This window comes from Caballeronia sp. dw_19 (assembly GCF_018449515.1).
In the GTDB taxonomy this organism is placed as follows: Bacteria; Pseudomonadota; Gammaproteobacteria; order Burkholderiales; family Burkholderiaceae; genus Caballeronia.
Genome location: NZ_JAAVUQ010000006.1, coordinates 250199 through 262429 on the forward strand (window position 1 = coordinate 250199; position 12231 = coordinate 262429).

Consider the following 12231-nt stretch of genomic DNA (forward strand, 5'->3'; position numbering starts at 1 on the left):
CGCACCTTGTGGCTGCGCTCGATTTTCGTCACGTCCCCCTTGCCTTCTCGAAACTAAAACTAGTTTCATTTTTCCCGTGCGTGGGTGTTAACCCGATCCTTCCAGAATGACTGACACCGGCGCTGTCATTGCGCAATCAGTCCGATGTCCTGATGTTGTTAAGTCACCAAGTCACTAAGTTAGCGCGAATCATGCGCACCCTGAACGGAGCCGTTCTCAATGTTGAAAATTGTCCGATTAGCTTTGACTCGGCCCTATACGTTCATCGTGCTGGCGATGCTGATCGTGTTGATCGGTCCGCTCGCGGCACTCCGTACGCCGACGGACATCTTCCCCGATATCCGCATTCCCGTCATCAGTGTCATCTGGAACTACGCAGGGCTTCAACCGGACGACATGTCGGGCCGGATTGTCACGTACTACGAACGTACGCTCGGCACGACCGTCAACGACGTCCAGCATATTGAATCGCAGTCGTTCCGGGGTTATGGCATCGTCAAGATCTTCTTCCAGCCGACCGTCGATATCCGGACGGCGACTGCTCAAGTCACTTCAGTTTCGCAGACGGTACTCAAGCAGATGCCGCCAGGCATTACGCCACCCCAGATCCTTAACTACAACGCATCGACGGTTCCGGTCCTGCAGATCGCGCTCACCAGCAACACGCTCGATGAGCAGAAGCTTGCCGATTACGCTACCAACTTCATTCGACCCGCGCTGCTGAGCGTACCCGGAGTGGCGATTCCGACGCCTTACGGCGGCAAGACGCGCGAAGTGCAGATCGACCTGGATCCGCACGCATTGCAGGCGGACCGGCTGTCCGCTACGGACGTAGCGAACGCATTGGCGCAGCAGAACCAGATCGTGCCGGCGGGGACCGAGAAGATCGGCGACTTCGAATACAACATCAAGCTGAACAACAGCCCGCTTGCGCTCGACCAACTCAACAACCTGCCCGTCAAGACGATCAACGGCGCAACCATCTATATCCGCGATATCGCACACGTTCGCGACGGCAATCCGCCGCAGAGCAATATTGTGCGTCTCGACGGCCATCGCGCCGTGCTGATGAGTATTCTGAAAAACGGTTCGGCCTCGACGCTCGACATCATCGCGGGCGTCAAGGCGAAGCTACCGCTGATTCGCGAAACCCTGCCGCCTGGCCTCAAGCTCGTGACGATGGGCGATCAGTCCGTATTCGTGAAGGGCGCGGTGAGCGGCGTGGCGCGTGAAGGCATCATTGCTGCCGCGCTGACCTCGCTCATGATCCTGTTGTTCCTGGGAAGCTGGCGCTCCACGCTGATCATTGCGTCGTCCATCCCGCTTGCGGTTCTGGCCGCGATTGCGGCGCTGTCGGCGATGGGCGAGACGCTCAACGTCATGACGCTCGGAGGACTCGCGCTTGCAGTGGGTATTCTCGTCGATGATGCAACTGTCACCATCGAAAATATCAACTGGCACCTGGAACAGGGCAAGCCCGTCAGGGACGCTATTCTCGACGGCGCCGCGCAGATCGTGACGCCTGCCCTCGTCTCGCTGCTGTGCATCTGTATTGTGTTCGTGCCCATGCTGCTGCTCGACGGTATTGCACGTTTCCTGTTCGTGCCCATGGCCGAGGCCGTGATCTTCGCGATGATCGCCTCATTCGTGCTCTCACGAACCTTCGTGCCGATGATGGCGCAGTACCTGCTGCGGCCGCACGCGTCAGGGGGGCATGCATCCGGTGAGCTTGCCGCGAGCATGGACCCGCACGGCATCATGCAGCATGCGCCTTCGAAAAATCCGCTGGTCCGATTCCAGCGCGGCTTTGAACAACTGTTCGGGCGCTTTCGCGGCATGTACCGCATTCTGCTGGGGATGGCGCTCAGCAGCCGCAAGCTGTTCATCATCGGCTTCCTCGCGGTGGTCGCGGCGTCCTTTTTACTGTCGCCATTCCTTGGGCGCAACTTCTTTCCGAATATCGACTCGGGTGAAATCGCGTTGCATGTGCGGGGTCCGGTTGGCTTGCGGATCGAGCAGACCGCGGACCTCTTCGATCATGTCGAGGCCACTGTTCGCCGGACTATTCCACCGAACCAGTTGCGTGCTGTGATCGACAATATCGGCTTACCGAACAGCGGTATCAACCTGACGTATAACAACAGCGGCACGATGGGACCGTCGGACGGTGACATCCTCATCTCGCTCGGCGAGGACCACGCGCCAACGGCTGAGTATGTCAAGAAATTACGCAGGCTGCTGCCGCGTGCATATCCGGGCATGACCTTCTCGTTCCTGCCTGCCGACACCATTTCGCAAATTCTTAACTTCGGTTCACCGGCCCCGATCGATATCCAGGTGGCCGGTCCGAATCAGGCCGGCAACTATGCGTATGCCCAGCAACTGCTGCGCAAGGTACAACTAATCCCGGGCATTGCCGACACGCGCATTCAGCAGGCGACGACCTACCCGCAATTCACCGTCTCGGTTGACCGGACCCGTGCCGCCGAACTGGGCATTACCGAGGGCGACGTGACCAACTCGGTAGTGGCCAATCTCTCGGGCACGAGTCAGGTTGCCCCAACCTACTGGCTCAACCCGCGCAATGGTGTGTCGTATGCGGTCGTCGCGCAAACGCCGCAATATCGAATGACGTCGCTCAACGATCTCGGCAACCTGATGGTCACCGGCAAGACCGGCGAAGCGCAGATTCTGGGCGGCATTGCGACGATCAAGCGCGGCGTGGGAAACGCCGTTGTTTCGCACTACAACATTGAACCCCTGTTCGACATCTATGCGACCACGCAAGGCCGGGATCTCGGCGCCGTTGCCGCACAGATCAACACAATCGTGCACCAGACCGCGAAGGAAGTACCGAAGGGTTCGCAAGTGACCGTGCGAGGCCAGCTTCAAACCATGAACAGCGCATTCATGGGACTAGGCCTCGGCCTGATCGCGGCAATCGTGCTGATCTACCTGCTGATCGTGGTGAACTTCCATTCGTGGAGTGATGCGTTCGTGATCGTGACCGCGTTGCCGGCGGCGCTCGCGGGCATCGTGTGGATGCTGTTCATTACGCACACGCCATTGTCGGTCCCGGCGCTAACGGGCGCGATCCTCTGCATGGGGGTGGCCACGGCGAACTCCATCCTGGTCGTCACCTTCGCCCGCGAACGGCTGGTCATTACCGGCAACGCGTTGGTCGCCGCGATGGAAGCAGGATTCACGCGGTTTCGCCCGGTGCTGATGACCGCACTCGCGATGATCATCGGCATGTTGCCGATGGCACTGGGTCTCGGCGACGGCGGCGAACAGAACGCCCCGCTCGGCCGTGCTGTGATCGGCGGCCTGATGTGCGCCACCATCGCCACGCTGCTGTTCGTGCCTGTTGTGTTCAGCCTCGTGCATCGCAATGAAAAGGCTCAAGAGGATCACCCACTTTCCGGATCAGGAGAATCGCATGTCCACTGAAATTGAAATCAATTCCCCTAAGCGCTTGCGTCATCTGAAGCTGGTCAGCGTGATCATCGCGTTGATTACCGCGGGCGTGGTGACCGACGGCATCATCAGCCGCTCGCACGCGGAGCGTGAACTGACGACCTGGACCGACGCGCAAGCGATACCGACCGTGGCAACTGTCGCGCCCCAATTGCCTGCGGCCGAGCAGTCGCTGGAATTGCCGGGGCAGCTCGCCGCCTTCGTCAATGCACCGATCTATGCCCGCGTGTCCGGCTATCTGCAAACGTGGTCCGCCGACATCGGCACGCACGTGAAGGCCGGCCAGTTGCTCGGCCTGATCGATACGCCCGATCTCGATCAGCAACTGAAACAGGCACGGGCCGACCTCGCCAATACGGTGGCGAACGAAAACCTCGCGGCGACCACCGCAAAACGCTGGACGCAGATGCTGAAGCAGGACTCGGTCTCGCAGCAGGACGCCGATGAAAAGACCAGCGACCTGATCGCGAAGCAGGCCACGGTCGACGCCAGCCGCGCCAACGTCGCGCGCCTCGAAGCGCTTGAATCGTTCAAGCGCATCACGGCCCCGTTTGACGGTATCGTCACGGCGCGCAAAACCGATATCGGCGCGTTGATCGATGCGGGCGGCGGCACCGGCCCGGAATTGTTCGCTGTCTCCGACGCGCGCCGCCTCCGGCTCTATGTGAACGTGCCGCAAAGCGACGCAGCGGCGATCAAGCCCGGACTCACTGCCAAGCTGACTGTGCCGGAGCGGCCGGGCATGACCTTCGACGCGAAACTTGTCGACACGGACGACGCCATCACGCCTGCATCCGGCACGTTGCTCGTGCAGTTGTCGGTGGACAATGCATCGGGCTTGCTGCTGCCCGGGGAATACACACAGGTTCACTTCGCGCTGCCTAACGCCGGCAGCGCGTTGCTGGTTCCGGCGAGCACGCTGATCTTCCGTACTGACAACATGCAGGTCGCGGTCATCGACCCAAACAACCACGTGCATCTGAAAGACGTGAAGATCGCGACCGACCTCGGTACCCATGTCCTGATTGAATCGGGATTGTCAGCGAGCGACCGGATCATCGACAACCCGCCGGACTCGCTTGCGGAAGGCGAACTCGTGCGCGGCGCCGCGACTGCCGTGGCCACCGCAGCGACCGGGCAGCCGGAGCATGAGCATGGTTAAGCGCCGTCTCCTGGCAGCGGCAGCCTGCGCTGTCGCGCTGAACGCGTGTTCGTTCGCGCCCACCTACACCGTGCCCGCCACGGCGATTCCTACCACCTTCAAGGAAGCCGGCCCTTGGCAACCGGCAAAACCCGCGGACCGCATCCCGCGTGATGGCTGGTGGACCATGTATCGCGATCCGGTATTGAGCAGGCTCGAAGCAAAGATCGCGACAGCCAATCCGAATGTGGCGGCAGCAGTCGCCCGGCATGACGAAGCCAGCGCGTACCTTCAGGAAGCGCGTTCCGGGCTGTTTCCGACTATTGGTGCCGAATCCGATGTCTCGCGGCAACGGCAATCGGATAACCGGCCGTTGCGCGGCACAGGTCAGCCGTCGACTTACAACTCGGCGACGGCGGGTGTCGGTATAGGCTATGACCTTGATTTGTGGGGCAAGGTGCGCAATCAGGTCAGCGCGGGCCGCTCGCAAGAAGAGGCCAGTGCGGACGATCTCGAGTCGCTGCGCCTTAGCCTTCAGTCAAGCCTCGCATCGACCTATTTCGAACTGCGCGGCCTCGATCAGCGCGCCAAGCTGCTCAACGACACCATCGATACGTATAAGCGTGCACTGAAGCTGACCGTCAGCCGTCACAACGGCGGCCTCGCCTCCGGCATGGATGTCTCGCGGGCGCAGACGCAACTTGCATCCGCCCGTGCCGCCGCCGACGATACCCAGGCGAGCCGTGCGCTGCTCGAACATGCGATCGCGACGCTCACCGGAACGCCGGCATCGTCGTTCTCCCTGCCGCCGGACGTTGCGTTCAACTATCTGCCCCGCGTGCCCCTTGGGCTGCCTTCAACACTCTTGCAACGCAGGCCCGATGTTGCGGCGGCGGAACGGCGCGTGGCGGCGGCGAACGCGAATATCGGTGTAGCGAAGGCTGCGTTCTACCCCGACATTTCACTCGGCCTGGACGGCGGATATCAAAGCGATACCTTCTCGCCCTGGCTCGCGGCACCCAACGAAATCTGGTCGGTGGGACCGCAATTGCTGTTCACGATCTTCGATGGCGGCAAGCGCAGCGCGGCCGTGGCGAATTCGCGGGCGGAACTCGCCGAGAACGGTGCGAAGTACCGGCAGACCGTGCTTGTGGCTTTCCAGCAGGTCGAGGACGGCTTGGCGCTGCTGCATCATCTCGGCGACGAATCAGTCAACGAAGATCAGGCGTTGAGCGCCGCGCAGCAGACGCTCGCGCTGGCGACGTCGCAGTATCGCGACGGTGTGGTGAGCTATCTGGATGTCGTCACGGCCCAAACCACAGAACTGACTGCGCAGATTTCGTCGCTGGACCTGCGTACGCGACAGCTGACGGCTTCGGTGTCCCTGATCCGGGCTCTCGGTGGTGGATGGACCGGGAAGCCCGCCTGAGGCATATTCAGCCGTAGAAGTTAAAACGCCGCCGGGGGTATTTCATGGCCCTCGGCGGCGTATTTACATCAAGCTCTGGTCGGACAGGATCAGAAGTGGAGACGCACACCCGCTGCGACCACTGCTTGTTTGCCGTTCGACGACGCAGCCAGGTTGTAGATCGACGCATTGCCCAACGCATTCACCCCCGTTGCGCCGGTCGCATGCTGGTAGACACCTTCGAGATAGACGTCGGTACGGCGGCTCAGCGCGTAGTCCGCTTGCAGCATGAACGCATTCCACTTCGGCGAGAGGCTCGACGTGGCGGCGTCGAACTTGCCGTCGGTGAACGTGTACGAGCCGCCCAGGGTCAATGCCGGCGTCAGTGCATAGCGGGCATTCAACTCATAGTTGTTGAACGTGAGCTTGTTGCCCGATAGCGCCGTGTATGAGCCGCCCTGTGAGATCTCGCTTGGGTCGTCGAGTGTCGTGCGCGTGAACACCGCGCCGATGGTCACGGCACCAATCACGTAACGCGCGCCGGCGCCCATGATGCGCTGGCGACCGCCGACCAGCGTTGCGTCGCCGTCGCCGCTCGAGAGCGCGCCACCGGTGTTAGCCGGTGCCGTGACACCGCCCGGATCGTTGGCCTGGAAGTATGCTGCAGCCAGACTCAAAGGACCGTTGTTATACGACGCGCCCGCCGTATAGGCGTTGTTGTTGCTGAAGCCATTCGATGAATTGCTGAACGCGTACGCACCGCCGAACACGAGCCCGGCGTAGTTCACGCTGCGAAACTTCACCGCATTGTTCATGCGGAAATCGTTGTTCAGGTTGTCGTTGTCGAACGGGTGATCGGCTATGTTCCCGCCAAAGCCCGAACCGGTTGCCGACAGCGGCGCCACGAAGTCCACCATGGAGTCGTACTGGCGCCCCAGCGTAACGGTTCCGTAAACGGAGCTTGAAATACCGACCCATGCCTGACGGCCGAACTCGTCGCCGCCGTTCGAGAACTTGCCGCTGTCAATGTTAAAACCGTTCTCGAGGTCGAACACGGCCGCCAGACCACCGCCAAGATCTTCTGTGCCTTTCAGGCCCCACCGATCCGTACTCACGTTACCGCTCTGCATGCCCCACGCGGCATTGCCACCCGTTGAGGATTTCTGGTTGGAAATATAGTCGATACCCGTATCAAGTGTGCCGTACAGGGTAACGCTGCTTTGTGCGTTCGCGGCTTGAGAGACCGCGGCCGCGATCAGGCTCAAGGAGGCGATCAACGCTTTGTTCATGTGTGCAATTCCAGAATGATGCGGCTGCTGTTCCGCTCCCCGGCAGGGCGGAGACAGGATGGCGAAGTGCAGCCGCCCGACTCGCCATGCGGACCGGGGCAAATTTAGGCGGCGGGCATGACGTGGCCGTGTCGGAATCGCGTTACTTCATGAAGAATAATTTATAAAGCCGACACAAAATATTTAACTTAGCTATCCGATGTTATTTAGTTGTTTTTTTGCGCGTTTCATGAGCTTCTCTACATGAACAACTCTTCACGTTTGAGCGTCTTTCCCGATAGGGCTGCTTCGTTAATCTGCATTCACCGGACAACGATCACACCTCTGCATCGAAGCCCGGTCACTCGTTAAACGGACTTTTAGGAAAGCACCATGAAGACCATGATGATCGCCCTCGCTTTTGCCGGCCTGGCCACCACGGGCTCAGCCTTTGCCCAGAGCACGACGCCGGCTCAAGCCCCTGCTCAAGCACCCGCCCCTGTCATCGTCGCACAAGCAGGTCAATGGGTACCACCGGATGGACAGACCATTGCGCCTAAAACACGCGCGGAGGTTTATCAGGACCTCGTGAAGTCTGAGCAGGATGGCCAACTCGATTACCTGAACCGCACGTTGTACTGGCATCACTAGGCATGGAGCGTCGATTGCCACTTGCCGTGACGGATGGAATGAGCTTGTGTGTGACGACCGTTTCCGGTTCCGCCGCCGCAGCTTCACGCCTTCCGTCACGCACTGCCGGCCCACATCCTGGTTCGCCGCAATGCGAACGTTCAAACCATAGATTCGAATGACAGGCGTGTTCGCCAAGGTGATGTCATGAGCCGCTTAAGACGCATACTCGCTTCCTTACGATTGCCGCTTTGCGCGCTGGCGTTGGGCTTTTCATTGGCGGGTTGCGCGTCGATGCAAGGCGCATCGACCGATCCTAATGCTTGTGTGGGACCGGTGGATTACTGCCAACCCTTCTTCGGTTCCTGATCTCGTCTGACACTAGCGCAATGAAAGCGTGAAAGCGCGAACTCCCTACACGGGAGCATCGCGCTTACGCATTTCCAAGGTTCGATCGAGAAACGGACAAGGCGAGAACCGGCGGCGGTTGGGTCGTGATGATCTGATAACCGAAGCGGCTGACGGTTTCAAGACGCGCACCGAAGGTATGCAACTCAAGCTTGCGGCGCAGCCGCGAGACAACCAGGTTAACGCTCGACGGATCCACGACGTCCTTGTCGGGCCACGCATACCGAATCAACTGGTCGCGCGCGACGGGGGCATCGGGCTGGCGCAGCAGCGACTCAACCAACAGGAACTCGCGCTTGGTCAGGGGGAAACGCTTGTCTCCTTCCACCAGCTCCCGCGTAAGTGGATCCAGCCTCAGCGAAAGGTCAAGCGTGGGGTCGCCCACGCCCTGCACCGACGATCGATGCAACGCCAGCATACGTTCCTGCATTTCGATAAACGAATACGGCTGCACGAAGCACGCGTCCGCACCCGCGCGCAGCATGCGCGCTCTCTCTACAGGCGTCGCGCGTCCGAGCACGACCAGGATCGCGGGCGAACCCGGCAAACGCGCGAACTCGGACAACAGCGTAGCCAGGTTGCAGATGGATTCAGTATCGACGGCTACGATCAGCACCGCGTCAAAGGTGTCTTGCGACGCGAGATGAAGCCCGTCGCGTAGATCGTCGGTCATTTGCAGGCTGTGCGCGCTTTCGCGTAAAGCCTTATGCAAATAAGCGCCTTCAGTGCAGACGGTGGAAATGAGCAGAACGCGCATAGGGGTGGCTCTTACTCGGTTAATCGGTTGATCGGGTAATCAGGGCCGGCAATCAGCACGCGCATCATTCGAGCGCGTGGGGCCAGCATTCAACCGTCATCGTCGTGCCGGGGGTGGTACCGGTCCCATTGGCGCCCACACGAAGCGCGAAATCGTGCAGCCGCATCACGGCCGACACAATGCTGAGACCGAGTCCCGAGCCTGCCAGATGACGCGTCTGATCGGCTCGGTAGAAGCGCTGCAACACCGCTTCCCGCTCGCGCTCCGGGATACCTGGACCATTATCCGAAATGACCAGTAGGGCGCCCTGCGGATGATCCGTCAGTTCAATACGCACGGCCCCGTTGTCCGGCGCGAACTTGATCGCGTTGTCGAGCAAGTTACTGAATGCTTCGAATAGCAACGCGCGATCGCCATGGACAGCGGGAACCTGTTCGACCACAACCGCCCAGCTAATTCCCCGGTCCTCGGCGAGCGGGTTATACAGTTCGCTTAATTCATGAACCAGCGTAGTGAGATCCACTGAAGAGAATCCGCCACGCCGCTTCAAGGCGCCAATCTCCGAAATGCGGAGCATCGCACCGAAACGGTCGAGCAGCATATCGGCCTCGACTCGCGCACGATCGAGCATTTGCGCGACGCCGTCGTCCTGGATCACGTGCATGCGTTCGGCCACGTTGGCGAGCAAGGTGCGGATATGCGCGGCCGGGGTACGCAAGTCATGGGCTATTCCGTCGCACGCGCTCTTGACCTCCGTCATCAGCCGTTCGATTTCCTCGAGCATGTGATTCACCAGATGCGCGAGCATGTCCAACTCGTCTCGGCCGCCGATCGGCAAACGCCGGTTCAGGTCACCCTCTGCGATCCGCAAGGTTACGTTACGAATATCGCGCACACGCCGCATCTGCCGCAGGTTGAGCAACAAGCCACTGGCTATGCTCACCAGCAAGCAGAACAGGCCACCGCCAACCAATGCGTTGATCATTGTCTCGCGAACAGCCAGCACGTGCGTGAGATCGCGGGCCACCACGATCTGTTCGCCGCTGTGCCGACGCACGCCCACGGCTCGAACGACCGGCGACTTCGCCTGGTTGGCGACGATCAGGCTATCGTTGAGCGTATGACCTTGACGATCGAGCGGCAGGTCCGGCGGCAGCACGCGGATATCGCCGGCGAGATGGGTGCCGTCGGGGGCAAACAGCCCAAAGTAATTGGTATTCAGGTGTTCGCCTTCCGTGCGCCGATAAATGGTCGCCGGAAGTGCCTGGTCCTCAATGGACCCGAAGTAGAAGATCTGCCAATGCAACACCGAGTCCGCATCGAACTCCATGCGAGTGGTTGCGGACCAGCCGATAAATCCGATCAGCACCATGACCGACAGCGCGAAGATGACGGCGTAGACCGAAAGCCACCTGAAGGTCGTGTTATGCCAGCGGCGCCCCATTTCTACGGGATGCGTTCGATTCGTTGAGTCAGCCAAGGTGTTCTTATAGGAGAGGGATCACGTCAGGATGTAGCCCGAACCGCGCACGGTCTGAATCGTTGCTTTGGCACCGGGGGGATCGATCTTCTTGCGCAAGCGTCCCATGTGAACGTCAATCAGATTGGTGCCGGGATCGAAGTGATAACCCCACACCGCTTCGAACAGCATGGTGCGAGTGATGGTTTGACCGGCGTGCCGCATCATGAACTCCAGGATCCGATACTCGGTTGGCAGCAACGACACTTCAATGCCGTCGCGCGTCACCTTGCGCAAAATCAGATCGATGAGGAGCGGTCCTGCATTCAGCGTTGTTTCATTGCGTGTGGGCGTCTCGCGCCGGCGTCGCAGCAGTACTTCGAGACGTGCTGTGAGTTCGTCTGAATTAAACGGCTTGGTCAGGTAGTCGTCACCGCCTGCGCGCAGGCCGCGAATACGCTCATCTACGTCGCCAAGCGCGCTTAGCATCAACACCGGTGCCTGTATGCCAACCGTTCGTAAAGTGGTGAGAATAGTCAGGCCGTCGAGTCCCGGGAGCATGCGATCGAGCATGATCACGTCATAGTCGCCGCTCATCGCACGGGCAAGACCGTCGGGTCCGTTATCCACCCAGTCCACCTCGAACCCGCATTTTTCAAGCTCTGCCACGATCTCATTCGCTGCTAGCGGATCGTCCTCTACCGTGAGCACTCGTGTCGTCATTGTTCCCAATCCAAAGTCGGCACCGGCGAAAAACCGGGTGCCGTCTGCACTACCAGAGGGTAAATGATGCCACAACCGACTCGATGAGATCGGCGAATGGAATTGACGGACAGGCATCAGAAAGGTGCCTGACCTTAGTGGCCGCCGCGATAAACCACCGAATCGAGGTAATTAAGCTGACCGTCTTTTTCAGCGTGAACAAGCGAGCGCTCAACCTGCGCGCGGGTGAGCGTCGAGACCGGCGGCTTCCACGATTGGTCTTGAGCAGGTTTCGCCGGTGACTGGGCAAATGCCGAAGAACACACTGCGCATGAGAGAAGACTGGCTGCGAAAAAAAATTTTTTCATGTCGCTACTCCTGGGAAATCGGGTGAATTAAGCGTCGCTGTCCGCTAATGGCGTTGCGACGATGTTGAGACTACGCGGTGACCCTTAACGGTCCGTCATCTGCTTCATGAAAAGATATTTACTGAAATTCGCTTAGGGGAAAGCCTCTAAGACAACATTGAAATGTTTGCGAACCATTGCTTGGTGCGACAGGTCGAATTGCCGGCTTGCTTCGTCCACGGCCGGTTGTCCAGAGGCAACGCTCAGGACTTAGTTCGTGGACGGACTGGCGGGATCGCCTGCGACCTGCGCCGGCATGCAGTCGTGACGGAACTCCTGATGCAGCTTGACTTCGGCGGTTTGTAGATCATCCGGATATTCGTTGTCGTCGGAGGTCGGCTGATATCCGACCGCTTCCAGTTCGCTTAACTCCTGCATCAGTTGTTTGTGCGTAACGGTGTGCTTGAGTTGCGTGAACGGATAGTCATGACATTCAGCCTGCGTGAGGCTTGGGGCGGCAAAGGCCGATGCGCTGGTAAGGGCGAGTGAAAACGTAATCAATGCAGCGGAAAGGCGTTTCATGGGTGTTCTCCGTAAAGATATCGGTCTTGAGTAGTCGCCTGCGCCTCGCTGG

The 12231-nt window shown here is 59.8% G+C and carries 10 protein-coding genes; 4 read left to right on the plus strand and 6 right to left on the minus strand.

The genetic code is table 11. The annotated features are described in order from the left end of the window. Window positions 1–219: 219 nt before the first annotated feature. Genes HB376_RS11310 through HB376_RS11320 form a run of 3 tightly spaced genes read left to right on the plus strand, consistent with a single transcriptional unit; the run spans window position 220 to window position 6047 of the window. Window positions 220–3450 (plus strand): efflux RND transporter permease subunit, encoded by a 3231-nt coding sequence (locus HB376_RS11310; RefSeq protein WP_213763741.1) that lies wholly within the window; start codon window positions 220–222, stop codon window positions 3448–3450. Beyond that, window positions 3440–4639, plus strand: coding sequence for an efflux RND transporter periplasmic adaptor subunit (locus HB376_RS11315; RefSeq protein ID WP_213763742.1), 1200 nt, complete (start codon window positions 3440–3442; stop codon window positions 4637–4639). The genes HB376_RS11310 and HB376_RS11315 overlap by 11 nt, the downstream gene beginning before the upstream one ends. Then, window positions 4632–6047, plus strand: coding sequence for an efflux transporter outer membrane subunit (locus HB376_RS11320; protein WP_213763743.1), 1416 nt, complete (start codon window positions 4632–4634; stop codon window positions 6045–6047). The genes HB376_RS11315 and HB376_RS11320 overlap by 8 nt, the downstream gene beginning before the upstream one ends. An 89-nt stretch (window positions 6048–6136) precedes the next feature. Here the strand turns inward: HB376_RS11320 and HB376_RS11325 are convergent, their stop codons facing one another. Beyond that, window positions 6137–7315 (minus strand): porin, encoded by a 1179-nt coding sequence (locus HB376_RS11325; protein ID WP_213763744.1) that lies wholly within the window; start codon window positions 7313–7315, stop codon window positions 6137–6139. Window positions 7316–7687: 372 nt separating this feature from the next. Here HB376_RS11325 and HB376_RS11330 point away from each other — a divergent pair, with 372 nt between their 5' ends. After that, window positions 7688–7945, plus strand: coding sequence for a DUF4148 domain-containing protein (locus HB376_RS11330; protein ID WP_213763745.1), 258 nt, complete (start codon window positions 7688–7690; stop codon window positions 7943–7945). 412 nt (window positions 7946–8357) lie between these two features. Here the strand turns inward: HB376_RS11330 and HB376_RS11335 are convergent, their stop codons facing one another. The 5 genes from HB376_RS11335 to HB376_RS11355 all read right to left on the minus strand — a co-directional run bounded on the left by HB376_RS11335 (window position 8358) and on the right by HB376_RS11355 (window position 12179). Further along, entirely contained in the window at window positions 8358–9089 is a 732-nt protein-coding gene (locus tag HB376_RS11335; protein ID WP_213763746.1) for a response regulator transcription factor, read from the minus strand. A gap of 64 nt (window positions 9090–9153) precedes the next feature. Next, window positions 9154–10533, minus strand: a complete 1380-nt coding sequence (locus tag HB376_RS11340) for a HAMP domain-containing sensor histidine kinase (protein ID WP_213763859.1) — start codon at window positions 10531–10533, stop codon at window positions 9154–9156. Window positions 10534–10590: 57 nt separating this feature from the next. Next, window positions 10591–11271, minus strand: coding sequence for a response regulator transcription factor (locus HB376_RS11345; protein WP_213763747.1), 681 nt, complete (start codon window positions 11269–11271; stop codon window positions 10591–10593). Between the two features lie 134 nt (window positions 11272–11405). Further along, window positions 11406–11618, minus strand: coding sequence for a DUF4148 domain-containing protein (locus HB376_RS11350; RefSeq protein WP_213763748.1), 213 nt, complete (start codon window positions 11616–11618; stop codon window positions 11406–11408). A 249-nt stretch (window positions 11619–11867) separates the two neighbouring features. Next, entirely contained in the window at window positions 11868–12179 is a 312-nt protein-coding gene (locus tag HB376_RS11355; protein ID WP_213763749.1) for a DUF4148 domain-containing protein, read from the minus strand. Window positions 12180–12231: the final 52 nt, after the last annotated feature.

Excerpts from the sequence above, each read along its gene's own strand:
- HB376_RS11345 (WP_213763747.1), bottom strand. The coding sequence starts at position 11,271 with ATGACGACACGAGTGCTCACGGTAGAGGACGATCCGCTAGCAGCGAAT.
- HB376_RS11320 (WP_213763743.1), top strand. The coding sequence starts at position 4,632 with ATGGTTAAGCGCCGTCTCCTGGCAGCGGCAGCCTGCGCTGTCGCGCTG.
- HB376_RS11335 (WP_213763746.1), bottom strand. The coding sequence starts at position 9,089 with ATGCGCGTTCTGCTCATTTCCACCGTCTGCACTGAAGGCGCTTATTTG.
- HB376_RS11315 (WP_213763742.1), top strand. The coding sequence starts at position 3,440 with ATGTCCACTGAAATTGAAATCAATTCCCCTAAGCGCTTGCGTCATCTG.
- HB376_RS11355 (WP_213763749.1), bottom strand. The coding sequence starts at position 12,179 with ATGAAACGCCTTTCCGCTGCATTGATTACGTTTTCACTCGCCCTTACC.
- HB376_RS11310 (WP_213763741.1), top strand. The coding sequence starts at position 220 with ATGTTGAAAATTGTCCGATTAGCTTTGACTCGGCCCTATACGTTCATC.
- HB376_RS11350 (WP_213763748.1), bottom strand. The coding sequence starts at position 11,618 with ATGAAAAAATTTTTTTTCGCAGCCAGTCTTCTCTCATGCGCAGTGTGT.
- HB376_RS11340 (WP_213763859.1), bottom strand. The coding sequence starts at position 10,533 with ATGGGGCGCCGCTGGCATAACACGACCTTCAGGTGGCTTTCGGTCTAC.
- HB376_RS11325 (WP_213763744.1), bottom strand. The coding sequence starts at position 7,315 with ATGAACAAAGCGTTGATCGCCTCCTTGAGCCTGATCGCGGCCGCGGTC.
- HB376_RS11330 (WP_213763745.1), top strand. The coding sequence starts at position 7,688 with ATGAAGACCATGATGATCGCCCTCGCTTTTGCCGGCCTGGCCACCACG.